Genomic DNA, 23,341 nt, shown 5'->3' with positions numbered 1-23,341 from the left:
GGCGAGGCCGCAAGGAGGTGAGCATGAAAGACGTGCCGGAGGATATCCAGGCGGCGCTCGCGAGCGGCGTGACCACACTGTGCGATTGCTGGATCGTGACCCGGACCGACGGAGCGCAATTCGGCTTTACCGATCACGACCGCGATTTCGTCTGGCAGGGCGTGACCTGTCGTGCCGGTAGCGGATTTGGCGGCAGCGACGTCGCCACGGAAAGCGGGCTGGCACCCGATCAGACCGCGCTGGTCGGCGCTCTCGATGACGCCATCCTGCGCGATGCGGACCTGGAAGCCGGCCTGTGGGCCGGGGCCCGGGTCGAGATCGCGCGGGTCGACTGGTCAACGGGGGCCGGCGTGACGTGCAGCCAGGGCGAACTCGGCGAGATCCGCCGGGTTGATGGCCGCTTCGAGGCCGAGCTGCTGGGGCTCTCCCATCGCCTGTCACAGGTGACGGGCCGGGTCTTTGCCCGGCGCTGTGATGCGGAACTGGGCGATGCGCGCTGCGGGGTCGAGACGAGCCATCCCGGTTTCGCCGGAGGTTGCGACAAGGCTTACGCCACCTGCCGCGACCGTTTCGACAACACGCTGAATTTCCGTGGCTTCCCCTACATGGTCGGCAATGATGTGCTGCAGGCGGGACCGGCGGCTGACCCGGTCCGCGATGGCGGATCGCGGGAGCTGACCGGATGAACGCCCGTCCGGCTGCCATGGCGGCTGCGCCGGCACCGGTATCCGCGCGAGGTCTGGCGCTGGCCGAAGCCCGGCGCTGGATCGGGACACCCTATCGTCACCAGGCCAGTTGTCTCGGTGCGGGCTGTGACTGCCTCGGCCTGGTACGCGGCATCTGGCGGGCGCTCTACCGGGAGGAGCCGCAGACTGTCCCGGCCTATCAGCGCGATGTGTCCGGAACGCCGCTGTCCGGTGAACTCATGGCAGCGGCGCAGCGCCATTTTACCGAGATCGACAAGGCGCAGGCGCGTCCGGGTGATGTTCTGCTGTTTGCGGCCGAGCCGGGCGGTCCGGCGCGCCATTGCGCCGTGCTCTCCCAGCGGCAGCGGATCATCCATGCCTATTGGCATCGCAGCGTCTGCGAGACGGCGCTGACGCCCTGGTGGCGCCGCCGGCTGGTCGCCGCCTTCGCCTTTCCCGAGCCGCCCGAACGCGATCGGTCCGCTCAAGACCTGATGGAGATGACATGGCCCAGCTTGTCCTGACTGCCGGGCGCGCGGCAATGTCGCTCGCCCGCTCGGCCCTGCCGGCGCTGGGGCAGGTCGCGGCGAGTGCCGCCGTCAACGCGCTGCTGTCCGGGCGGGAGGGGCCGCGCCTGATCGAGCTGCCCGTCCAGACCTCGACCGACGGGGCCGCCATGCCGCGGCTCTGGGGCCGGGCGCGGATCGCGGGGCAGGTGATCTGGGCGGCTCGCTTTGCCGAGCATTCCGACACCGCCGGCGGTGGCAAGGGCGGCCCGAAAGAAACCCGTTTCACCTATTCGGTCTCTTTCGCGGTCGGGCTGTGCGAGGGCGAGATCGCCGGGATTGGCCGCATCTGGGCCAATGGAGCGCTGCTCGACCGATCGCGCTTTGCGGTGCGCTGGCATGCGGGCACCGAGGACCAGATGCCCGATCCGCTGATCACCGCCATCGAGGGGCCCGATGCGCCGGGTTTTCGCGACACCGCCTATCTGGTGTTCGAGGACATGCCGCTCGATGAATTCGGTCACCGCATCCCCAATCTTTCGGTCGAGGTTTTTCGTGGTGACCGTGGGGACGGGCTGGAAGCGCAGGTGCGCGGGGTCAACCTCATCCCGGGAAGTGGTGAGTTCGCGCTCAACCCCGAGCCAGTCATGCGCCTCGACGGACCTGGCGCCGAGACCCCGCTCAATCGTCATAACGGGCGTGGCCTGACCGATGTGCTGGCCGCGCTGGAGGATCTGGAGCGTGACCTCCCGGCCTGCCGCTCGGTGCAGATCGTGCTGGCCTGGTTCGGAACGGATCGGCGTTGTGGCTCCTGCGAGATCCGTCCCGGCGTCGAGGACCGCGAGACCCGGACCCGGCCGCAGGCCTGGTCAGCGGGCGGCGCGGATCGTGACAGCGCCTGGCTGATCAGTCGGGCCGACGGGCGTCCGGTCTATGGCGGCACACCGGACGAGGCCGGGGTGATCGCCCTGATCCAGGCGCTCAAGGCGCGCGGTTTCGCGGTGACGCTCTATCCCTTCATCCTGATGGATATCCCGCACGGCAACGTCCTGCCGGATCCGGATGGCGGTATCGGCCAGCCGGCCTTTCCCTGGCGCGGCCGGATCCGTCCGGACGCCGGTGGTGTGGCCGCTCAGGTTGCGGATTTTTTCGGCGCCGCGACGGCGTCGGATTTTGCTGTCGGTTCCGGCCAGGTGAGCTATTCCGGTCCGGCCGAATGGCGTTATCGCCGCTTCATCCTGAACTGCGCCGCGCTGGCCGCGGCGGCCGGCGGGGTGGAGGGTTTCCTGATCGGTTCGGAAATGGTGGCGCTTACCACGGCCGGCGCGGATGAGGGCTATCCGGCGGTGGCGGCGCTGTGCGATCTCGCGGGTGAGGTCCGCAGCCTGCTCGGACCGGCCACGCGCCTCTCCTACGCCGCTGACTGGAGCGAGTATCACGGCCACCAGGGCGATGGCGGCGCCAAGACCTTCCATCTTGATCCGCTCTGGAGCCATGCGGCAATCGACGCGGTGGCGATCGATTTCTACGTCCCGCTGGCCGACTGGCGCGAGGGCTCAGACCATCTCGACGCGGCGCTCGCCAGCCGGCCCCATGACCGCGCCTATCTCGCCAGCCAGCTTGCCGGCGGGGAGGGGTATGACTGGTATTATGCCAGCCCGGCTGATCGCGACGCCCAGATCCGGACCCCGATCGGCGACCCTGAGCATGGCGAGGCCTGGGTCTGGCGCTACAAGGATCTCGTCGGCTGGTGGTCCAACCCGCATCATGACCGGCCCGGCGGGGTGCGCAGCGCGACACCGACCGGCTGGGTGCCGATGTCCAAGCCGGTCTGGTTGACCGAGATCGGTTGTCCGGCGGTCGACAAGGGCGCCAACCAGCCCAATGTCTTCATTGATCCCAAGAGCTCGGAAAGCGCACCGCCCTGGTTCACGACCGGGGTCCGCGATGATCTCATCCAGCGCCGCTATCTCGAGACCTTGCTGGCGCATTGGAAAAGTGCCGAGGCCAATCCGCTTTCGCCGGTCTATGGCGGGCCGATGGTCGAGCCGGACTGGACCCATGTCTGGGCCTTCGATGCGCGGCCCTGGCCGGACTTTCCGGCCCGCGCGGAGATCTGGTCGGATGGCGCAAACTGGCGTCTGGGGCACTGGCTCAACGGTCGCGCCGGACTGGTGCCGGTCGCTGCCATCATCGAGGAAATGGCCGACGCCGTCGGTCTGGCCGAGCGCGATACATCGGCGACGCATGACCTGGTGGCGGGCTATCTCGTTGACCGCCCGATGCCGGCGCGCGACGCGCTGACCCCGTTGCTCGACTTGCTTGGCATCGCGGTGATCGAGGGCGCGGCCGGGGTTCGATTCGTGTCGGCGGGACCTGTGCAGCCGGCCCACCTGCTGAGCGATCCTGTGGACGCCCCGGCCGGTGATGGCGGTGACAGCGTCACCCGGCTTTATCCGGCACCGCTTGACCTGATCCGGGATGTCCGGCTCGGTTTTCATGACGACCAGGCCAGCTACCGCACCGGTCACGCCGCCGCGCGGGACACGTTCGGGACGGTGCAGGCGCAGGGGCTGACCGTCCCCGTCATCACCGATGCCGCCACGGCGCGGCGCTGGTGTGCGGACTGGCTGGCGGCGGCGCATGCGCAGGCCGAGCGCCTCGAGCTGGTCTTGCCGCCCGATGCGCTGGCGGTCGAGCCGGGCGACTGCGTGAGGGTCGCCGGTCAGGACTGGCAGGTTCGGGCGCTGGCCGGTCGGCATGCGCGGTCGGCGCAGCTGACGCGTCCCGATCCGCGCACGATCACCCTCGCGGCCGGCGAGGTCGGGGCCGGGCAATGGCCACCGGTCTCGGGCCTGCGCCCGGCGGTGGAGCTTCTGGATCTGCCCCTGCAATCGGGAGAGAGTCGGGATGGCCCGCGGGTTGCGGCCTGGTCACAGGCCTGGCCCGGCGCGGTCGATGTGCATCTCTTCGGAACGCACCGGCTGACCCTGACCCGCCCGGCGCGGATGGGGTGGCTGAACGCCGCCCTGCCGGCCGGACCGGTCGGGCGGTGGGACCGCGCGGCGCGCCTCGATATCGCGCTGCAAGGCGGGCATCTCGATAGTGCGGACCCGCTGGATGTTCTCGGCGGGCGTAACCGGATCGCGGTCGAGGCCGCGCCGGGCTGCTGGGAGGTGATCGGTTTCACGCAGGCGGTACTCGACGCGCCGGGGCGCTATCAGCTCAGCGGTCTTCTGCGGGGTTTGGGGGCCAGCGAGGCGCAGGCGGCGGAGGCGGGTTGCCGCGTGGTCGTTCTCGATGATGCTTGCGCGCCGCTCGAGCTGGCGCCGCATGAGCGCGGGGTCGACCTGGATCTGGTCGCGGTGGCGAGCGGACTGTCCCCGCTCGACGCCGCCGCAACTGCGCGCACAGTCCCGCCAGTGTTCGCCGATCTTGTGCCACTGGCGCCGGTCCATCTGCGCCTGACCCGTCGTGCGGGTGCGATCCATCTCGACTGGATCCGCCAGACCCGGATCGGCGGCGATGACTGGTCGGCCCCCGATGTCCCGCCGGGCGAGGCGGCCGAGGCCTGGCAGATCGAGCTGGAAGCGGCGGGACAGGTCGTGGTCCTGCCGATCGCGAGCGAGGCGGGTCTCTCCCTGACCGATGGTGAGCTTGTGGCGCTCCTCGGCGCTTTGCCCGAGAGCCTCACCGTCCGGATCGCGCAGGTTTCCGCGCGCGTCGGTGCGGGGCGGCAGGGCGTGGCTGAGTTCAATCTGTGAGCCCGGCTTTGATATCCCCGGCAAAGCCGCTTACATGACGGCTGATCCAGTTTTACCATCGGCAAGGCGTGACGGGCATGGACGATCCCTACAAGACGCTCGGCGTCTCCAAGACGGCAACGGCTGACGAGATCCGCAAGGCTTATCGGACGCTGGCCAAGGAACTCCACCCGGACTCCAATCCGGGCAATGCCGCCGCCGAAGAGCGCTTCAAACACGTCTCCCAGGCTTTCAAACTTCTCTCTGACCCGGAAAAACGGGCCGAGTATGATGCGGCGTCGCGGGCCGGATTCCATCCGGGCATGGGCGGGGCAGGCGCCGGAGCGGGAGGCCGTCCGTTCAATTTCCGGCAGTCGCGCCATGCCGGTCGCGGCGGCTTTGAAGATATCTTTTCTGACCTGTTCACCGATTTCGGCAGCGAGGGGGGCGGTCGCCAGCGACAGGCGCCGGCCAAGGGCAATGACATTCGCCAGAGCGTGACGGTCGATTTCATGCAGGCCGCCCAGGGCGGCAAGCACCGGGTCAGGCTGCCAGGTGGCCGCACGCTCGACGTTGCCGTGCCGTCGGGCGCGAGCGACGGCCAGGTCCTGCGTCTGCGCGGCCAGGGCGAGCCTTCGGCCACGGGCGGCCAGCCCGGTGACGCGCTGATCGAAATCCGCGTAGCGGAACACAAGTATTTTGCCCGCGAGGGCAATGACGTCCGGCTGGAACTGCCGATCAGCCTCCAGGAAGCGACACTGGGTGCCAAGGTGCGCGCGCCGACGATCGATGGCCCCGTTGATGTCCGCGTTCCGCCCGGGTCAAGCACCGGCACATTGCTGCGCTTGCGCGGCAAGGGGTTTGCTGGTGCCAAGGGCAAGCGCGGCGACCAGCTGATCCGCCTGATGGTGGCGCTGCCGGCGAGCGATGAGGCCCTCAAGGCCTTCCTCGAGACCTGGTCGCCGCCGGAAGGCTATGACCCGCGCAAGGGGCTGCGGTGAAGACGGTCATGTTTTGGTCGTATCTTGTTCAGAACGGGTTCAGGGTGAACGCGTCAGTGTGAGTGCCATGTTGAGACATCTTGTGATCCTTGCCGGCGCCCTGAGCGTTTTCGCGGCCCCCGCACTGGCCGACGGCCCTGCGTCGTCGGCCCAGCCTGCCGGCTATGCCAGCCTGCAGGATCGCTACACCGCGCCTGAAGCCCGCGATGCGCGGCGGCAGGGTGATGTGGTGCCGGCCCTGCGCGTCATCAGCGAGGTGCGTCGCCGCTATCCCGGTGCCGACGTGCTCGATGCCGAGCTCGAGGGCGGCGCCCAGCCGCGCTACGTGATCAAGATCCTGACCCGTGATGGTCGCCGCGTCGATGTGGTTGCCGATGCCCGCACCGGGCAGATACTCTACGAACGATAGGGGGAATTCATGCGCGCGCTTGTTGTTGAAGACGATCCGGACCTGAACCGGCAACTTGGTCGAGCCCTCGAAGATGCGGGCTATGCCGTGGATTCCGCCGTGGATGGCGAGGACGGGCACTTCATGGGGGACACCGAACCCTATGACGTGGTCGTGCTTGATCTCGGCCTGCCGAAAATGGACGGCGTGACCGTGCTGGAACGCTGGCGCCAGGCCGGCCGGGATTTCCCGGTCCTGATCCTGACGGCGCGCGACCGCTGGTCGGAAAAAGTGGCCGGCTTTGATGCCGGCGCCGACGACTATCTCACCAAGCCGTTCCATACCGAGGAATTGCTGGCCCGCATGCGCGCGCTGACCCGCCGCGCGGCCGGGCATACGACGGCAACGATCGAGTGCGGCGGCCTGTCCATCGACACCCGCGGCGCCCGGGTCTTCATCGACGGCGCGCCGGTCAAGGTGACCTCACACGAATTCCGCATGCTGTCCTACCTCGCCCACCACCAGGACCGCGTGATCTCGCGCACCGAGCTGGTCGAGCATATCTATGACCAGGATTTCGACCGCGACAGCAATACGATCGAGGTCTTTGTCGGCCGCTTGCGCAAGAAGATCGGCACCGACCGGATCGAGACCGTTCGCGGTCTGGGCTATCGGCTGGTTGACCCGGTGGCACGCCCGGTTTCGTGAAGCGCCGGGCATCCCTTGCCTTCAGACTGTTTGCCGGCGCCGCCGCCTGGGCGCTGGTCCTCCTGCTTTTGGGCGCGGTTGCCCTGACAACACTCTATCAGCGCTCGGTGCTGCGAACGATGGACGACCGTCTATCGAGCGTTGTCGAGGCGCTGGTGGCGGCGGCCGAGACCGATCCGGGCGGTGGTATCGCGCTCGCCCGGCGACCCTCGGACCCCGCTTATGACCGCGTCTTTTCCGGCCGCTACTGGCAGATCATGGACGGGCCGGAGATGGAGGGCGGTGGTCATCAGTCACTGGTGGTCTCGCGCTCGCTCTGGGACGAGGTCCTGTCGCCGCCGGATCCGTTGATGCAGTCAGCGCTCGCCAGCCCCGGTCAGCTGATGGCTTTTGACACCAAAGGCCCCAGTGGCGAGCCGCTGCGACTGACCGCGCAAGCCGTGCAACTCCCCTCGCGCGCCGAGATGGTGATCATGATGGCGGCCGAGGATCGCGAACCGGCCGACCGCGAGGTGCGCAATTTCGCGATCACCTCGGCCATCATGTTTCTCGGCTTTGCCACCGCCATTGCCGCCGGCGTTTTCTTCCAGGTCCGGATCGGTCTGGCGCCCGTCCTGCGCATGCGCGACAGCGTGGCGGAGGTGCGAGAAGGCAATACGGACCGGGTCGATGGCGAGTTTCCGGTCGAGCTCCAGCCACTCGCGGACGAACTCAACGCCATGCTCGACCATTCGCGCGAACTGGTTGAGCGTTCGCGGACCCATGTCGGCAATCTGGCGCACGCGCTCAAGACGCCGATTGCGGTCCTGACCAATGAGGCGCGGGCGTCGGAGGGCGAGCTGGCGAGCCTGGTCCAGCGACAGACCGGGGTGATGACCGAGCAGGTCGAGCACCATTTGCGACGCGCGCGCGCCGCGGCCCATGCGAAGGCGCTGGGCGCGCGCACGCCCCTCGGTGCAACCGTGGGGGATCTCGCCCGGACGCTGGAGAAGATCAACCGGGCTCGCGGTATCCGCATCACAACCGAGGTCGAGGCGGAGCTGAACTTCAAGGGCGAGCGTCAGGACCTTGAGGAAATGATCGGCAATCTCATGGACAATGCCTGCAAATGGTCCGGCGGCCTGGTCCATGTCACGGCCGGGAGAACGGCGCCGCGCGAGTTGGCCGTGACAATCGAGGATGACGGACCCGGGCTCACCGAGGATGAGTGCGCCTCGGCGCTTCAGCGCGGTGTACGCCTCGATGAGCAGGCACCCGGTTCAGGTCTGGGTCTGGCAATTGTGTCGGACCTGGCCAAGGCCTATGGCGGAGAACTCAGCTTGTCGAGATCAGAACTCGGCGGCCTTGCTGCCTGTATTTCTCTTCCCGCAACTGGTCGCTAAGCGCTCATTAACCGAAGTCGTCGAAGACTAGGGTGGGCAAGAAACTGTGTATCCTCGGCCATGACAAAACTGTCACCTTCTCAGCGGGCAAAGCTTGAAGCGCTTTGGCGCACCATGCCCGAGCACATGCGCGCGAGATTGCGGGCGACGACGAAGGCTGCGGCGGCCCAGGACAAGTCATCGGCCGCGCTAAGCGGCATTTTTGCCGAGCTGGACGAGGCGATGCAGACACCCGCAGGTGATCTTGCGAAGGCCTACATCCTGTCTCCCTTGCGGCCCCTGGTTGGCGATTCCGCCCTTGTGCCGCCTTCGCGCTTCCGGTTTTCGAGCGAGGACCTGTCGAAGATCTGGGGCTGGATGGCCCGTGAGCTTGCGCCGGGCATGGTCGAGGCCGCCAAGAAGTGCAAGCGGCCGGAGACGGACCCGATCTGGTTCGACTATCGCCGCCAGGCCGGAGCTGCCCTGGCTGATGCCGTGCACAAGGCGGACCGGGTTCCCAAGGACATGACGGCTCTCCTGAAGCGCTTCGGCTCCGATGGGCGGACGATGCTGGCTGTTGCGATCACCCTCTTTAGCAATTGCGAAGACCTGGCGCGGGCGATGGGTGAGCTACCGCTCAAGATCGAGGATTTCGACGATGATCTCTCCCTGACCGTCATGCGGCTTCACGAGGAGATGCTGGAAACCAATCCCGAGGCGGCGCTGTGGATCCTGCTCCTGACCATGGGCCGGCTGGATTGTCCCTGGCAGATCTTCCGCGTCATCAAACGGATCGGCCGGCGCGATGACGATCTGGTGGTGCAGAAGACCGAGATTGCGGCCGTCGGCGACGCCGTGCTGGACGATACCGGTTTCTTTGCCGCGCGCCTGAAACAACCGCCCCAGACCCTCGAGGAAGCAAAGGCCTGCGCCCTGGTATTTGACCGATTCGTCGCCTTCTCGACCGGAATGACGGCCGAATTCGGCATCCGCAAGGATGGCCGGTGGGGCCGGTCGCTGTTCGGCTTGCGGGCCGAGGCGTCGACCAATGTCGAGAAGATCCTGGCCAAGGTGCCGCTGGCCCTCGATTCAGGCCTGCCGGAGCCGCGCCGGGGCCGCAGCGGCCGCGTGATCCCGGCCCAGATCCCGAACACGGCCGCGATCGACAAGGCCGAGGGCCTGCTCTATTTCCTCAGTCGCTGTCGCAAACATGCCACTGCAGCGGCAATCGCCTCGACCCAGAAGCGGATCGCCGACGCGGCTGAAAAACGGATGCAGGAAGCCGGCGACATGCTGGTCGACCTGATCGTCGGCAGCGAAGGCCAGAACCGGACGACCGCCCAGGACGGGCTGGACATCACGGTTCGCCTGATGGACTCGGCCGGCCTCGACACGGCGGCTGCGCTCCTGCGCCGCCGCGGTGCTGCCGCGGCCGCGGCATAGCGTCCCGCGCCGCGCCGTCTGTCTTGCATCCGGGCGCCGGGCAACGTACGCGGAGACCATGAACCAGACCGATCCGACCCCGACCGCCCTGGAAAGCCGAACGGCCTTGCATGATCGCCTGCATTCGCCGAGTGCTGCGCGCAACCGCGACGTGATCGCGAACGTTCTCTCGCGCGTGCTGCCGGACCAGGCCGAGGTGCTGGAGATCGGCTCGGGAACCGGCGAGCATGCCGTCGCCGCCTGTCATCTGCGGCCCGATATCACCTGGCAGCCCAGCGATCCCGATCGCGAGGCCCGCGCCAGCCAGGCGGCCTGGGCCAGCGAGGCGTCCGGCGCTATCCGTGCCCCGCTCGAGATCGATCTCCTGCGTCCCGAGACCGTCGAGGTGATCGACGGTTTCGATGCGCTGGTCTGCATGAATGTCATCCACATCGCGCCCTGGGCCGTGGCGGAGGCGCTGGTGTCGCTGGCCGCCCGCAAGCTTCGACCGGGTGGCGTGGTGGTGCTTTACGGCCCCTACAAGCTCGGCAAGGCGACGGCGCCCTCCAATTTGCAATTCGATGCCTCGCTGAAATCGCGCAATCCGGCCTGGGGCGTCCGCGATCTCGAAGCCGTCATCGCCCTGTTTGCCGGTCAGGGTCTCGTGCTTGACGCCCGGGTCGAGATGCCGGCCAATAATCTTTCGCTCGTTTTCGTGCCTTCATCCTCTCGCCCGGGGAGCACCCGCTGATGCGCCATCGCAATCGCCGTCTGGCCACCATTGGTGCGGCCGCCATTGTTCTTGTTGCCGCCGTGGCGCTGGGCCTGACAGCGCTTCGCAGCGCGGTCGTCTTCTTCTATTCGCCGAGCGAGATCGCCGCCGAACACCCCGGTACCGAGGCCCGGATCCGGGTCGGCGGCCTGGTTCTCGAGGAATCCGTGGGTGAGGACGAGGCGGGCGCTACGCGCTTCGTGATCACCGACCGGGCCCGGGAGGTCAGCGTTGTCTATTCCGGCCTGCTGCCGGATCTCTTCCGCGAAGGGCAGGGGGTGATCGTCGAGGGGCAATTCGCCGGGGACGGCGTCTTCCAGGCGCGGACCGTGCTGGCCAAGCACGACGAGACCTACATGCCGCCGGAAGTCGCTCAGGCTTTGCGCGAAGCCGGCGTCTGGCAGGGTGAGGGCGAGGGCCCGGCCGCAGAGCCGGCCGTCGAACCGGAAAGCCGCTGAGCCCCCGGCCGTATGGTTGCGATGGCCCTGTTTCACGGGCGTGCCTGACCAGGCCTTCTCAATAACGGGCCCATCCCAACACTGTGGATTGCGTCTGCGTTTGAAGCTCTTACCTGTGAGGCAGCAAATGGAGACAGAGCATGGCCCGATCAGAGCGCGTTGAGTTTACCGGGGCCCTTGGCGAGACCCTGGCTGCGAAGCTCGAGCTTCCGGACGGACCGCCTGCGGCATACGCGCTGTTCGCGCACTGCTTCTCGTGCAGCAAGGACATCCTCGCCGCGAGCCGTATCGCGCGGCGCCTGACCGCGGCAGGCTTTGCGGTCCTGCGTTTCGACTTCACAGGGCTGGGCCAGTCCGAGGGTGATTTCGCCAACACCAACTTCTCGTCCAACATCCAGGACCTGCTCGCCGCGGCGCGCTACATGGACGCCGAGCATGGTGCGCCCGCCCTGCTGGTCGGCCATTCGCTGGGCGGCGCTGCCGTTATCGCGGCGGCCGGTGACCTGCCCTCGGTCAAGGCTGTGGCGACGATCGGGGCGCCGGCCGACGCCAATCACGTCACTCACCAGTTCGCCGAGATGGTCGACGCCATCAAGCGTGACGGACGGGCCGAGGTGTCACTGTCGGGGCGCTCCTTCACCATCACGAAGCAATTCCTCGACGATATCGCCGGTCATGCGCTCGAGGAGGCCGCGGCGGAATTGCGCAGCCCCTTGCTGATCCTGCATTCGCCGGTCGACCAGGTGGTCGGGATCGATAACGCCTCGCGGCTCTTTGTGGCGGCGAAGCATCCCAAGAGCTTTGTCAGCCTGGATGATGCTGATCATTTGCTGCGCGGCGAGCGCGACGCGCTCTATGCCGCCGATGTTATCGCCAGCTGGGCCGCGCGCTATGTGCTGAGCCCCGGACCGGCTGTGCCGCAGGCGGACCGCGATGGCGCGGTGATCGTCCGCGAGACCCGTCGGGGTCCATTCGAGAATCACGTCGTCGACGGCGATCATGTCCTGGTCGCCGACGAGCCGGTCTCGGTCGGCGGCTTCGATGCCGGCCCGTCGCCCTATGGCTATCTCAGCGCCGCGCTGGGCGCCTGCACGTCCATGACACTGCGCATGTATGCCACCCGCAAGTCCCTGCCGCTCGACCGGGTCACGGTCCGGACCGCCCACAGCAAGGGACATGCGGAGGATTGCGAGGCCTGCCTCGACGGGCAGGAACGCAATGTCGACATTTTCGAGCGCGAGATCGTGCTCGAAGGCGCCCTTGATGAGGCCCAGCGCGCGCGCCTGCTGGAGATCGCCGACAAGTGTCCGGTGCATCGGACCCTGAACAGCCCGGTGGTGATCCGGACCCGCCTGAAAGATGACGGGTAAGTTACCGTTTGTAATGTTATTGTAATGTTTGCGTCACGCCGGGTTTAATCGCCGGACGTGATCCTGTCCCTCCAATCGCAACGGAAAGGTCGTCGATACTCATGATTTCGGTTGATCGCATGCGCCGCCTCGGCGGTGTCTCGCTCCTGGTGCTCTCCGCACTGGCCGCAGGAACTCTTCTGGATCGTTCGATGGGAGAGGCTCACGCCTTCCAGTCGGCAGACGAACACCGGTTGTCCGCCGCCATACCGGCTGGCGCGCCGATGTCCTTTGCCGATCTCATCGAAAGTGTCAGCCCGTCGGTTGTCACCGTACAGGTCAATAGCTCCACCCCGGAATCGCCGCTCGGCGAAGGCGGTCCGGACCTCGACAATCTGCCGCCGCAAATGCGCGAGTGGATGGAGCGCCAGTTCGGTGGCCAGCGTCCGCAACCACAGCCGCGACAATCGCTCGGTTCGGGCTTCTTCATCTCCGCCGAGGGCTATATCGTCACCAATAATCACGTGGTCGCCGGCGCTGACGAGATTACCATCGGCACGTCCGAGGGCGAGGAATACCCGGCCCGCATCATCGGTACCGACCCGCAGACCGATCTCGCCCTGCTGAAGGTCGATGCGGATATCGACTTCCCCTTCGTTCGTCTCGAAGAGACGCCGCATTACCGCGTCGGGGACTGGGTCGTGGCCGTCGGCAATCCGTTCGGCCTTGGCGGCACCGCGACCGCCGGCATCATCTCGGCCATCGGCCGCCCGATCGGCAACTCCACCTATAACGACTTCATCCAGGTCGACGCCCCGATCAACCGCGGCAATTCCGGCGGTCCGACCTTCGACCTGGCGGGCAATGTGATCGGCGTGAACTCGCAGATCTTCTCGCCGACCGGCGGCAATGTCGGCATCGGCTTTGCCATTCCCTCCGACATCGCCGCGCGCATCGTCGCCGACCTGCGCGATGACGGCCGCGTCGCTCGCGGCTGGCTCGGCGTGTCGATCCAGAACGTCACAGAGGATATTGCCGAGGCACTCGGTCTCGACGAGCCGCGCGGCGCCATCATCAGCTCCATTGTCGAGGGCGGTCCGGCCGACCAGGCCGGTTTCGAACGCGAGGATGTCGTGCTCGAGATCGACGGCGAGACGGTTGACGGTTCCCGCGATCTGACCCGCCGCGTCGGCAATGTCGCGGCCGGTGACGATGTCCGCTTCCTGGTTCTGCGGGACGGGCGTGAGCGTACCATCCGCGCGACCCTCGGTGATCGCCCGGGCGAGCAGCAACTGGCCAACATGAGCAGTGTCGACCAGGCGCCGGTCCGGACCGCGGTGTTCGGCATGTCCCTGGCGCCTCTGGCTGACGAGGACCGCGAGGTCCGCGGTCTGGGGCCGAACGTCCAGGGTGTCGTGGTCGACGAACTTGAACCCGGCAGCGAGGCCGCCCGCAAGGGGGTCCAGACCGGTGATGTCATCCTGGAAGCCGGCGGTAATGCGGTGACCAGTGCCGAGCAACTCCGCAGCATTGCGGACGAGGCTCGCGAAGACGGTCGCAGCGCCATTCTGCTGCTGGTCGAGGGACGGGGCGGTCAACGCTATGTCGCTCTGCAACTCGGCTCTGCCGACTAGAGAAAGAGGAGATCGGGGTGCGTATTCTGATCGTTGAAGACGACCGCGAAGCGGCCAGCTATATCCGCAAGGGCCTCCGCGAAAGCGGGCATGTGGCCGATCATGCCGGCGACGGCGAAGAAGGTCTGGAAATGGCCCGTGCAGCGGAATACGACGTGCTGGTCGTCGACCGCATGATGCCGCGCATGGATGGCCTGTCGATGGTCGCCGCGCTGCGCGGTGATGATGATCGCACCCCGGTCCTCATTCTCTCCGCCCTTGGCGAGGTCGATGACCGCGTCGAGGGCCTGAAGGCCGGTGGTGATGACTATCTGGTCAAGCCCTATGCCTTTGCCGAGCTGCTGGCCCGCGTTGAAGCGCTGGCCCGCCGCCGCGATCCGGACACGGTTCGCACCAAGCTGGTGGTCGGTGATCTGGAGATGGACCTGCTCGCCCGCACCGTCGTGCGCGAGGGCGAGGACATCCTGCTTCAGCCGCGCGAATTCCGCCTGCTGGAATTCCTCATGAAGCATTCCGGCCAGGTCGTGACCCGCACCATGCTGCTGGAAAAGGTCTGGGACTATCATTTCGACCCCCAGACCAATGTAATCGACGTGCATATCTCCCGCCTGCGCTCGAAGATCGACAAACCCTTCCCGCGCTCGCTGCTGCACACGGTGCGCGGGGCCGGTTACCGCCTGCAGGCCTGATCGGGCATGCAGGCGCGTGGGGCTGCCTTCCTGAGAACAACGGCCTTCCGGCAGACGCTTCTGTCGGCGGCCCTGTTCGCCTTGTCGAGCTTCGTGACGCTGGGCTTCGTCTATGCGGCCTCGGCCGGCATGGTGCTGCGCCGGGCCGACTCGGCAATCAATGAGGAAGTCGAGGCGCTCGACGCCAGTTTTCAGGCTGGCGGCATCCGCACCGTCAATCGTTACATTCTCGAACGCACGGTCGGCGGCGGCGCGGACTACCTTTATCTGCTGGTCCACCCGACCGGGCGCAGCCTGTCCGGGAACCTGACCTATTTGCCGGACGTGCAGCCCGATGATGAGGGCCGCGTCCAGTTCACCTATCGCCGGCCCGCTGCCGGCGACCGCGACGACGCCGACGGCAAGGATGACCGCACCGCGCGCGGTCGTATCATCGATCTGCCCTCGGGCTATCGTCTTTATGTCGGCCTCGATGTCGACGAGGAAACGCGCCTCGTCTCGCGCATGCTCAATACCATCCTTGCGGCCTCGGCGCTGGCGCTGGCGCTGGGTGTGGCGGCGGGCATTTTCGTCAGTCGCCGCTTCGTACGCCGTCTCGACCGCATCAACACGGTGGCCCGGCGCGTGAAGGCCGGCGACCTGCAACCACGGGCGCCGCGAAATTTCACCGGCGACGAGCTCGACGAGCTGTCGGAAAACTTCAACAACATGCTCGACCGGGTCGAGGCGCTGATGCATCGCATGCGTCATACCGGCGATAGTATCGCCCATGACCTGCGCACGCCGCTCACCCGTATGCGCAACCGGCTCGACGAAGCCCTGCGCGAGGATGGTGATCGCGCCTCCCGCGAGCAGGCCCTGGAACGGGCAGTCGCCGATACCGACGAGCTCCTGGGCATTTTCAACGCGATCCTGTCGCTGTCCCGGCTCGAGGCCGGTGAGAGCCGGGCCTCGATCGGGCGCCTCGATCCCGCTGACATCGCGGCTGATCTGGCCGAGCTCTATGAGCCGGTGTGCGAGGATGAGGGCCTGGCCTTCGCCAGCGAGATCCAGTCCGGTCTGACAATGCTCGGTGATCGCGGCCTGCTCTCCCAGGCTCTCGCCAACATCCTCGACAATGCGGTCAAGTACACGCCGTCCGGCGGCGCGGTGACCCTGCGCTTGCGCGAAACGGGCGAGGGCAAGATCGAGTTCTCGGTAACCGATACCGGCCCGGGCATCCCTGACACGGATCGCGAGCGTGTGACCCAGCGTTTCGTCCGGCTGGACAATTCCCGCACCAAGCCGGGCTCCGGGCTCGGACTGTCGCTCGTCCAGGCCATCGTCGATGTCCATAACGGCCAGTTCGAGCTGACCGAAGGGCCAGGCGTGGTCGAGGGCGGACACGGCCCCGGCCTGCGCGCCTCGCTGTGCTTTCCCAAGGCGCCGGCCAAGCCTGACTGAGGCAACGACCGGATTTTGCGCGTGCGCGGCTTCCCGTCCGGGCCGGATCAGACCAGTTTGTCGACATGACAGATCCCGCGCAGCCACTGACCCCGACCCTTCCTGCCGGAACCGCGCCCCTCCCGGGGCGCCAGCCCGGCGCGGCCGCCCATGTGCTGGCATCCCTGCCGGATGCGGTCCGGGCGAGTCTCGGCCCGGTCGCCGGCTTTCTCGACACGGTCTTCGCGGCCGCTCCCTATCTCGCGCGTCTGTCCCAGCGTCGGCCCGATACCCTGCAAGCCTGTCTCATCGAGACGCCGGACCGTCTGATTGCGATGGCGATCGACAATCTTCGGATCGCCGGAGCGGGGGCCCCGGATGCGGCAGCGCTCGATACCGCTTTGCGTGAGGCGAAGAGTGACGCCCATCTCGTCACCGCGCTCGCTGACCTCGCCGGCGTCTGGGATGTCCGCGCTGTCACGGCGGCGATGACCCGGGTCGCCGATGCCGCCCTGCAGGCGGCGCTGCACGCCCATGTCCGTTTTCTGGCCGGGCAGGGCAAGGCCCATCCCGTCACCGATCCGGACAATCCGATCCCGGGTGTGATCATCCTTGCGCTGGGCAAGATGGGGACGGGTGATCTCAATTACTCCTCCGATATCGACCTGATCGCCGTCTATGACGCCGAAACCCTGTTGCTGCCCGAGACCGAGGAGCCCCGAAAGCGCCTGCCGCGACTGATCCAGTCGGTGGTGAAGTCGCTGCAGGACGTGACCGCGGATGGCTATGTCTTTCGCGTTGATCTGCGCCTGCGGCCCGATCCGGGCGCGACCCCGGTCATTATCTCGACCGACGCAGCGCTGAACTATTACGAAGGCATGGGGCAGACCTGGGAGCGCGCGGCCTGGATCAAGGCTCGGGCCAGTGCCGGCGACACGGCGGCTGCCGCGCGTTTCCTCGGCTTCATGCAGCCCTTCATCTGGCGGCGGTCGCTGGACTATGCGGCGATTGACGATATCCGCGGGCTGGCCCGACAGATCCAGACCGTCGGTCGCCGGGCCGAGATCCGCCCGGCCGGGCATGACCTCAAGCTCGGGCGCGGCGGTATCCGCGAGATCGAATTCTACGCCCAGATCCCGCAGCTCGTCTTTGGCGGCCGTGATGAACGGGTACGGGTCCCGGGTACCCTTGATGCCTTGCAGGCGCTGGAGCATGTCGGCGCGGTGGAGGCCAGCGTCCACGCCTCACTGACCGCCGACTATTGTGCCCTGCGCAGCTGGGAGCACCGGATCCAGATGCGCCAGGACGAGCCCAGCCAGACCATACCGCTGGATGCCGCGGCCCGTGCCGATCTGGCCGCCCTTGCCGGCTATGCCGATCCTGCAGGCTTCGAGGCCGATGTGGAGGCGTGCCTGCAACGGGTGCATGGTCATTTCTCGGACCAGTTCGAGAATGACGAGGCGCTGGCCTCCGAGGCCGGCTCGCTGATCCTGACCGGGGTCGAGCCGACGCCGGACACCATCACCACCCTTGAAACGCTGGGCTTTTCGCAGCCCGCTGCCGTGTGGGCGACGCTCAATGGCTGGGCGGCCGGGCGCGTGAGGGCGGTTCGCTCGAGTCGCGCCCGTACCCTGTTTGCCCGTATCGCGCCGCAACTGGTCGATCGCATGGCGGCGACCGGCGAGCCCGATGCCGCGATGACGCGGTTTGCCGCCTTCTTCGAGAACCTGCCGATGGGGGTGCAACCGCTCTCTCTCCTGTCCAACGAGCCGGGGCTGGCCGCCGATCTGATCGGGATCCTGACCCTGGCGCCGCGACTGGCGTCCGACCTGGCCCGCCGACCGGCCCTGCTCGATGCCATGCTGGACGAGCGCTTTTCCGTGCCGCTCGACCAGGACGTACCCGACAGTTTCCGCGCCGTGCTGAGTGAAGCGCTGTCACGCGCTGACGGTTATGAAGCAGCGCTCAACACCGCCCGCCGCCGCGCCCGCGAGGAGCGCTTTCGCATTGGCACCCAGATCCTCAAGGGCACCACGACCGCCCATGCTGCCGGTATGGCGTTCTCGGCGATGGCTGATGCCTGTCTGGCCCTGATGGCCCGCGCGGCCCAGGACGAGACCGAGCGCCGTTTCGGCCCCATGCCGGGCGAGTGCGTGATCCTCGGGATGGGCAAGCTGGGTGGGCGCGAGCTTGCCGCCGACAGCGATCTCGACATCATGATCATCTATGATGGTGACGAGACAGCCTCGTCCTGGTTCGGCCGGTTCGCCACGCGCCTGATCAGCGCCCTGTCCGCCCCGACCGAGGAGGGCGATCTCTACACCGTCGACATGCAATTGCGCCCGTCCGGCAAGGCCGGGCCAGTCGCCGTCTCGCTGTCGCGCTTCGACAGCTATTACCCGCATGAAGCCTGGACCTGGGAGATGATGGCGCTGACCCGGGCCCGGATCATTGCCGGTGACGGATCGCTGGCCCAGGCCGTCGAAGCCTCGTTCGAGCGGGCCCTGCGGCGACCGCGCGAGGCGAAGGGTGTGCGTGAGGATGCCCTGTCCATGCGGCGGCGCCTTGCCGAGGCCAAGCCGCCCAAATCGGCTTGGGACCTCAAGGCGCGGCCGGGGGGGCTGCAGGATATCGAGTTCATCGCCCAGACCCTCCAGCTCATCCATGCCGGCAAGAAGGATGTGCTGCGCGCCTCGACAAGTGAGGCCCTGGCGGCGCTGGGGGCGGCGGGCGTGCTGCCTGAGAAAGAGGTCGCTCTACTGACCGATGCGCTGCAGCTGGAGCTGGGCGTGTTGCAGATGATCCGCTGTGCCCACGGCTCCGGCTTCGACCCCGACCAGGCCAGCACCGGTTTCGCGACAAGGCTGGCCGAGCTGGGTGGCTGCAGGGAAATCGGCGCGCTGGAAGCCATGCTCGAGACACAGATGAGCGCCGTCCATGACGTCTTTCAGCGCCGCGTCGGAAAAATGTGAGGCCGCCGCGACGGATGTCCGGGTCTGAACCGTTCTACTTCCTGCGAGGCTCTGAACGACAAGACCGACAAGGACAATGTCATGAAAACTTCCAAGCTGATTGTATTGATGGGGGCGACCTGCCTCCTGCTCGCGGGAGCCGCAGCCCAGGCCCAGGGACCCGGCGGTCACCACCGCGGTGGCGATCGCCATGGTGGTCCCGGTGCCGGTGGACCCGAGCGCGCCATGATGATGTTGCGCGCCGCTGACGCGAATGGCGACAACACCATCACCCGTGCCGAAGTCGATGGTCTGCAGGCTGAAATGTTCGCCTGGATGGACCGCAATTCCGATGGCTATCTCGACGAGGCGGACCAGTCTCCGGTGCGTCAGCGCCTGCGCGCTCGGATGCAGGATGACGCGGCTGCCGCGGGCGATGAGGGTGAAGGTCGTCGCTGGGGTCGTCGTGGCCGCGGTCGCGGCGGTGAAGGCCCCGAGGGTGGTCCCGAGGGCGGCATGCCCGGTCGTCATTTCGACGCCGATGAGGATGGCCGGATTTCCCGCGCCGAATTCCTCGGTGGCGAGAACCGCCTCTTCGCCATGCTCGATGCCGACGAGGACGGTGAGATCACGCCGGCCGAGCTGGACGCCGCGGCTGAACGGCGACAGGATCGTCGCCATTGGTGGCGGAACTAGGCGTTTCGCCGATGTTCGACGGGCACGGCATGAAGACAGATGAACCGGCTGATGCCGGACCCTTGTCGGGTCGTGTCCGCGAACGGCCGCCAGCGCTGGCAGCAAGACCCGCAACGCCGCGCCCCGTGACCCCGGCACCTGCCGAGGTCCGGGCTGCGGAGGATCGCCTGATGGCGCGCATTGGCGCCGGTGATCGCGATGCGGCGCGCGAGCTGATGGCTGCCAACATGTCCCGCATCCTTGGTCTCGCCCGGCGCACGCTCGGCGATGCGATGGAAGCCGAGGACGTGGCCCAGGAAACCTTCCTGCGCGTCTGGAAGGCTGCCGGCCGCTGGCAGTCGGGACAGGCGCGGGTCTCGAGCTGGGTTTGCAAGATCGCGCTCAATCTTTGCTATGACCGCCTGCGCAAGCGGCGCGAGGTGCTGACCGATGCCATCCCCGAGCGGGCCGACAGCACGCCGGGCCAGGATGCGCAGATGGAAGAGGCCGAACGCGGCAACCGGGTCGCCGAGGCGGTGGCCCAGCTACCGGATCGCCAGCGCCACGCGCTGGAACTGGTCCACTTCCAGGACCTGACCAATATCGAGGCGGCCGAGATCATGTCGGTGAGCGTCGACGCCCTCGAATCCCTGCTGGCGCGTGGCCGGCGCAAACTCAAGGCCCTGCTTCTGGGCGAGGCTCCGGATCTCATTGCCGGCTATGCACGGGGCGGTGACGCCCGTTACGGTGACCAATCATGACTGATGAACGCTTCTTCCAGATACTCGAGGCTTATGGCGCCGACCCGGCCCGTTGGCCTGCGGACGAGCGCGCCGAGGCCGAAGCCTTTGCGCTGGGCCATCCCGACCTGATCGCCGATGCGGCGCAATCCGAGCGCGACCTCGACGCGCTGCTCGACCAGTTGATCGAGCCGGAGCGTGCCTCGCCGCTGCTGGAGCGACGCCTGCTTGCGCAATTGCCGGTGCCGGCGCTGCCGTCCTGGATGGCGCCTTCCGCCATCGCGGCCGCGCTCCTCGTCGGCGCTTTCATCGGATTTGCCAGTGGCGCCATGACGGTGCCCGGCGATACCGGCGACGCTATCTATGCCGACGCCTTTACCGGCTATGAGCAGGACTGGACCGACTGGTTGGGAGAGGACGCATGAGACCGGCGCTTCCCTGGATCATTGCCCTTGTGGGCTCTGTGCTGATCAATGGTGCCCTGGTGGGCTATCTCGTCCATCGGACGGCCGACGGTCCACGCTGGCATCTGCGTGACGGCTCTGACCCCGCGATGATGCGCCACGGCAACCGAGGCGGCCCGGGCAGCCCTGATGGGCCGGGCGGTCGTCCCGGCTTCGACCTGCGCAGCTTCGTCGACGCCCTGCCGGCGGAGGCCCGCGATGAGGCGCGCCGACGTCTGCGCGAGACCTTCGCGGATGTACGGGAACGCGGTCGCGAGAGCATCGAGGCGCGCCGCGAACTGGACACGCTTCTGGTGGCCGAGGATTTCGATGCCGAGGCGGTCGCTGCCGCCATGGAGCGCATGCGTACAAGCCAGCGCGCGGTCGAGGCCCGGATAGAGGCCGTGGTGCTGGATGTTGTTGCCGATCTTGATGCCGAGACCCGGGCCGCTGCCCTGCAGGCCGGCCGTGAGCGGATCGGCAGAGAACGATTTAGCCGTCGCGGACCGCCGCGCGAGGGTTTCGGACGCGAGCGTCGTCCCGGTGAGCCGCGTCCGGACGACGGTCGCGACAGCCCTCCGCCCGGACCTGATCGTTAAGCGGGATTATTCGCCGGACGCGAAGCGCGAGCTTGTGCGGGCGTCGACGAACTCATCGTCGGCCTCGAACCCGTCATCGCTCTCGAGACCGCCCGCCCGGGCAGCCGGGACGCCAAGCGGGGCATGGGTGTCCATCTCGGACAGATCCGGCTCATCGAGCCGCTGCGAGCCGCTCGATGCCGCGTGGGTGCCGGTGCCGGTGACCTTGCGGATGGCGTCCTGCGGAATCGGCTGATCCTGGCTGATCGGCAGCACAATGCTCACCGTCGTGCCTTCGCCGAGCGTCGAGTCGATCGACAAGGTGCCGCCGTGAAGCTCGATCAGGGATTTCGACAGCGCCAGGCCCAGGCCGGAGCCCTGGAAGCTCTTGGAGTGCTGGCTTTCGATCTGCTCGAAGGGGCGACCCAGACGCGGCAGGTCTTCCTTGGCGATCCCGATGCCGGTGTCAGAGACCTGGAAGGCGACGCCAAGGCCGGACAGGAAGCCCCGCACAGTGACCCGGCCGCCCTCGGGCGTGAACTTCACCGCGTTGGAGACCAGGTTGATCATGATCTGCTTGAAGGCGCGCGGATCGACCTCGATTTCCGGCAGATCTGAAACGTCGGCGCGCAGCTTCAGTCGCTTCTCCTCGGCCCGGCCGCGGACAATGCGGATGCTCTGCTCGACCAGCTCGCTGGCATCGGTCGGCTCGGGCTGGAGCTGCATCTTGCCGGCCTCGATCTTGGACATGTCGAGAATGTCGTTGATCAGCTCGAGCAGGTGTTTGCCGGAGGACAGGATGTCTTTCATGTAGCCGACATAGCGATCGTCCCCGAGCGGGCCGAACATTTCCTGCATCATGATTTCGGAGAAGCCGTTGATGGCGTTGAGCGGGGTGCGCAGCTCGTGGCTCATATTGGCGAGGAATTCCGACTTCGAGCGGTTGGCTTCCTCGGCCCGGATCTTCTCTTCCTCATATTTCTTGGCCAGGTCGGCGATGCGAGCCTGGGAGCGTTTGACGTCATCGACCGTCTTGCGCAGCTGCGCCTCGTTCTCGGTCAGGGCCGCCTCGTGATGCTTGAGGTCGGTGATGTCGGCGCCAACCGAGACCAGACCGCCATCGGCGGTCGGGCGGTCGGAGTAGTGCAGCCAGCGACCGTTCGACAGCTCGATCTCGTAGGCGACCTTGCTGTCGGTGCCACCATGAACCGTCTTGATGGCGCGCGCGGCGGCCTGTTCCACGGCCTCATAGCTCATGCCCGGCTTGAGCATGCCGTCGGCGAAATCGAACAGGTCGCGGAATTTGCGGTTCCACAGGACCAGGCGTTGGCGGCTGTCCCATAGCACGAAGCTTTCGGACATGGATTCGAGGGCCGCCCGCAGCCGGCTTTCGGCTGCCGCGACGCGCGCCTGGGCGCCCTTGCGCTCGGTGACATCAATGGCCACGCCGACAATGCGGGTGTGGCTGGCTTCGCCGCCGGGCAGGATGCGGCCGCGCATTTGCAGCCAGACCGGTGAGCGGGCCGCGAGCACTTCATGGTCAACTTCGGCACCCGCCGGCGCACCGCGCATTGCGGCCCGCAAGCGTTCACGGTCGGGCTTGGAGAACAGCTGCAGGAATTGCTGCCCCGTGCATTCAATGGCGGCCTCGAGACCGAGAATGCGGGCAAGGCTGTCGGTCACGAAGACCGTGTCGGCTTCCGGGTTCCAGTCCCAGACACCACAGCGCGCGCCTTCAATGGCGACGCGGAAGCGCTGTTCATTGTCTTCCAGCTGCTGGCGCGTCGAGCGCAGCCGACCCATCTGCATGAAGAC

The 23,341-nt window shown here is 67.2% G+C and carries 20 protein-coding genes; 19 read left to right on the top strand and 1 reads right to left on the bottom strand.

What is annotated here, in order from left to right:
* Positions 1 to 23: 23 nt before the first annotated feature.
* From AAA969_RS08565 to AAA969_RS08475, 19 genes are all read left to right on the top strand, one after another.
* Positions 24 to 686, top strand: coding sequence for a DUF2163 domain-containing protein (locus AAA969_RS08565; protein ID WP_338245604.1), 663 nt, complete (start codon positions 24 to 26; stop codon positions 684 to 686).
* Positions 683 to 1,210: an NlpC/P60 family protein gene (locus AAA969_RS08560; protein WP_338245603.1), complete on the top strand. Its 528-nt coding sequence runs from the start codon at positions 683 to 685 to the stop codon at positions 1,208 to 1,210. The genes AAA969_RS08565 and AAA969_RS08560 overlap by 4 nt, the downstream gene beginning before the upstream one ends.
* Complete coding sequence (locus AAA969_RS08555; RefSeq protein WP_338245602.1) at positions 1,192 to 4,956, top strand: baseplate multidomain protein megatron; 3,765 nt, start codon at positions 1,192 to 1,194, stop codon at positions 4,954 to 4,956. Before AAA969_RS08560 ends, AAA969_RS08555 begins: the two co-directional genes overlap by 19 nt.
* Before the next feature lie 77 nt (positions 4,957 to 5,033).
* The gene (locus AAA969_RS08550; protein WP_338245601.1) at positions 5,034 to 5,936 is read left to right on the top strand and encodes a J domain-containing protein; all 903 of its coding nucleotides are present in this window, start codon (positions 5,034 to 5,036) and stop codon (positions 5,934 to 5,936) included.
* A 67-nt stretch (positions 5,937 to 6,003) separates the two neighbouring features.
* Positions 6,004 to 6,345 (top strand): PepSY domain-containing protein, encoded by a 342-nt coding sequence (locus tag AAA969_RS08545; RefSeq protein WP_338245600.1) that lies wholly within the window; start codon positions 6,004 to 6,006, stop codon positions 6,343 to 6,345.
* A gap of 9 nt (positions 6,346 to 6,354) precedes the next feature.
* Entirely contained in the window at positions 6,355 to 7,032 is a 678-nt protein-coding gene (locus tag AAA969_RS08540) for a response regulator transcription factor (RefSeq protein ID WP_338245599.1), read from the top strand.
* A complete protein-coding gene (locus tag AAA969_RS08535) occupies positions 7,029 to 8,414 on the top strand; it encodes a sensor histidine kinase (protein WP_338245598.1) in 1,386 nt (461 codons plus the stop codon). Before AAA969_RS08540 ends, AAA969_RS08535 begins: the two co-directional genes overlap by 4 nt.
* A gap of 126 nt (positions 8,415 to 8,540) precedes the next feature.
* Positions 8,541 to 9,836: a hypothetical protein gene (locus tag AAA969_RS08530; RefSeq protein WP_338245597.1), complete on the top strand. Its 1,296-nt coding sequence runs from the start codon at positions 8,541 to 8,543 to the stop codon at positions 9,834 to 9,836.
* A 58-nt stretch (positions 9,837 to 9,894) separates the two neighbouring features.
* Positions 9,895 to 10,566: a DUF938 domain-containing protein gene (locus tag AAA969_RS08525; protein WP_338245596.1), complete on the top strand. Its 672-nt coding sequence runs from the start codon at positions 9,895 to 9,897 to the stop codon at positions 10,564 to 10,566.
* On the top strand, positions 10,566 to 11,045 hold the full coding sequence (gene ccmE, locus AAA969_RS08520) for a cytochrome c maturation protein CcmE (protein WP_338245595.1): 480 nt from the start codon (positions 10,566 to 10,568) through the stop codon (positions 11,043 to 11,045). Before AAA969_RS08525 ends, ccmE begins: the two co-directional genes overlap by 1 nt.
* 140 nt (positions 11,046 to 11,185) lie before the next feature.
* A complete protein-coding gene (locus tag AAA969_RS08515) occupies positions 11,186 to 12,415 on the top strand; it encodes a bifunctional alpha/beta hydrolase/OsmC family protein (protein WP_338245594.1) in 1,230 nt (409 codons plus the stop codon).
* A gap of 101 nt (positions 12,416 to 12,516) precedes the next feature.
* Complete coding sequence (locus AAA969_RS08510; RefSeq protein ID WP_338245593.1) at positions 12,517 to 14,028, top strand: Do family serine endopeptidase; 1,512 nt, start codon at positions 12,517 to 12,519, stop codon at positions 14,026 to 14,028.
* A gap of 17 nt (positions 14,029 to 14,045) precedes the next feature.
* The gene (locus AAA969_RS08505) at positions 14,046 to 14,717 is read left to right on the top strand and encodes a response regulator transcription factor (protein WP_338245592.1); all 672 of its coding nucleotides are present in this window, start codon (positions 14,046 to 14,048) and stop codon (positions 14,715 to 14,717) included.
* A gap of 6 nt (positions 14,718 to 14,723) precedes the next feature.
* On the top strand, positions 14,724 to 16,160 hold the full coding sequence (locus AAA969_RS08500) for a sensor histidine kinase (protein ID WP_338245591.1): 1,437 nt from the start codon (positions 14,724 to 14,726) through the stop codon (positions 16,158 to 16,160).
* Positions 16,161 to 16,225: 65 nt separating this feature from the next.
* A complete protein-coding gene (locus AAA969_RS08495; protein WP_338245590.1) occupies positions 16,226 to 19,111 on the top strand; it encodes a bifunctional [glutamine synthetase] adenylyltransferase/[glutamine synthetase]-adenylyl-L-tyrosine phosphorylase in 2,886 nt (961 codons plus the stop codon).
* Positions 19,112 to 19,192: 81 nt separating this feature from the next.
* A complete protein-coding gene (locus AAA969_RS08490; RefSeq protein WP_338245589.1) occupies positions 19,193 to 19,786 on the top strand; it encodes a hypothetical protein in 594 nt (197 codons plus the stop codon).
* Positions 19,787 to 19,815: 29 nt separating this feature from the next.
* Positions 19,816 to 20,526: an RNA polymerase sigma factor gene (locus AAA969_RS08485; protein WP_338245588.1), complete on the top strand. Its 711-nt coding sequence runs from the start codon at positions 19,816 to 19,818 to the stop codon at positions 20,524 to 20,526.
* Positions 20,523 to 20,930 (top strand): hypothetical protein, encoded by a 408-nt coding sequence (locus AAA969_RS08480; RefSeq protein WP_338245587.1) that lies wholly within the window; start codon positions 20,523 to 20,525, stop codon positions 20,928 to 20,930. Before AAA969_RS08485 ends, AAA969_RS08480 begins: the two co-directional genes overlap by 4 nt.
* Complete coding sequence (locus AAA969_RS08475) at positions 20,927 to 21,547, top strand: periplasmic heavy metal sensor (protein ID WP_338245586.1); 621 nt, start codon at positions 20,927 to 20,929, stop codon at positions 21,545 to 21,547. Before AAA969_RS08480 ends, AAA969_RS08475 begins: the two co-directional genes overlap by 4 nt.
* Positions 21,548 to 21,553: 6 nt before the next feature.
* Here the strand turns inward: AAA969_RS08475 and AAA969_RS15090 are convergent, their stop codons facing one another.
* Complete coding sequence (locus AAA969_RS15090; protein WP_425325047.1) at positions 21,554 to 23,329, bottom strand: PAS domain-containing sensor histidine kinase; 1,776 nt, start codon at positions 23,327 to 23,329, stop codon at positions 21,554 to 21,556.
* Between the last annotated feature and the right edge of the window lie 12 nt (positions 23,330 to 23,341).

This window comes from Maricaulis maris (genome assembly GCF_036322705.1).
Classification (GTDB): domain Bacteria; phylum Pseudomonadota; class Alphaproteobacteria; order Caulobacterales; family Maricaulaceae; genus Maricaulis; species Maricaulis maris_B.
This window is presented reverse-complemented; position numbering and strand designations above follow the sequence as displayed.

Coding starts and splice junctions, on each gene's coding strand:
- AAA969_RS08525 (WP_338245596.1), top strand. CDS start 9,895: ATGAACCAGACCGATCCGACCCCGACCGCCCTGGAAAGCCGAACGGCC.
- AAA969_RS08480 (WP_338245587.1), top strand. CDS start 20,523: ATGACTGATGAACGCTTCTTCCAGATACTCGAGGCTTATGGCGCCGAC.
- AAA969_RS08500 (WP_338245591.1), top strand. CDS start 14,724: ATGCAGGCGCGTGGGGCTGCCTTCCTGAGAACAACGGCCTTCCGGCAG.
- AAA969_RS15090 (WP_425325047.1), bottom strand. CDS start 23,329: ATGGGTCGGCTGCGCTCGACGCGCCAGCAGCTGGAAGACAATGAACAG.
- ccmE (WP_338245595.1), top strand. CDS start 10,566: ATGCGCCATCGCAATCGCCGTCTGGCCACCATTGGTGCGGCCGCCATT.
- AAA969_RS08485 (WP_338245588.1), top strand. CDS start 19,816: ATGAAGACAGATGAACCGGCTGATGCCGGACCCTTGTCGGGTCGTGTC.
- AAA969_RS08550 (WP_338245601.1), top strand. CDS start 5,034: ATGGACGATCCCTACAAGACGCTCGGCGTCTCCAAGACGGCAACGGCT.
- AAA969_RS08560 (WP_338245603.1), top strand. CDS start 683: ATGAACGCCCGTCCGGCTGCCATGGCGGCTGCGCCGGCACCGGTATCC.
- AAA969_RS08540 (WP_338245599.1), top strand. CDS start 6,355: ATGCGCGCGCTTGTTGTTGAAGACGATCCGGACCTGAACCGGCAACTT.
- AAA969_RS08515 (WP_338245594.1), top strand. CDS start 11,186: ATGGCCCGATCAGAGCGCGTTGAGTTTACCGGGGCCCTTGGCGAGACC.
- AAA969_RS08545 (WP_338245600.1), top strand. CDS start 6,004: ATGTTGAGACATCTTGTGATCCTTGCCGGCGCCCTGAGCGTTTTCGCG.
- AAA969_RS08510 (WP_338245593.1), top strand. CDS start 12,517: ATGATTTCGGTTGATCGCATGCGCCGCCTCGGCGGTGTCTCGCTCCTG.
- AAA969_RS08555 (WP_338245602.1), top strand. CDS start 1,192: ATGGCCCAGCTTGTCCTGACTGCCGGGCGCGCGGCAATGTCGCTCGCC.
- AAA969_RS08490 (WP_338245589.1), top strand. CDS start 19,193: ATGAAAACTTCCAAGCTGATTGTATTGATGGGGGCGACCTGCCTCCTG.
- AAA969_RS08495 (WP_338245590.1), top strand. CDS start 16,226: ATGACAGATCCCGCGCAGCCACTGACCCCGACCCTTCCTGCCGGAACC.
- AAA969_RS08530 (WP_338245597.1), top strand. CDS start 8,541: ATGCGCGCGAGATTGCGGGCGACGACGAAGGCTGCGGCGGCCCAGGAC.
- AAA969_RS08565 (WP_338245604.1), top strand. CDS start 24: ATGAAAGACGTGCCGGAGGATATCCAGGCGGCGCTCGCGAGCGGCGTG.
- AAA969_RS08475 (WP_338245586.1), top strand. CDS start 20,927: ATGAGACCGGCGCTTCCCTGGATCATTGCCCTTGTGGGCTCTGTGCTG.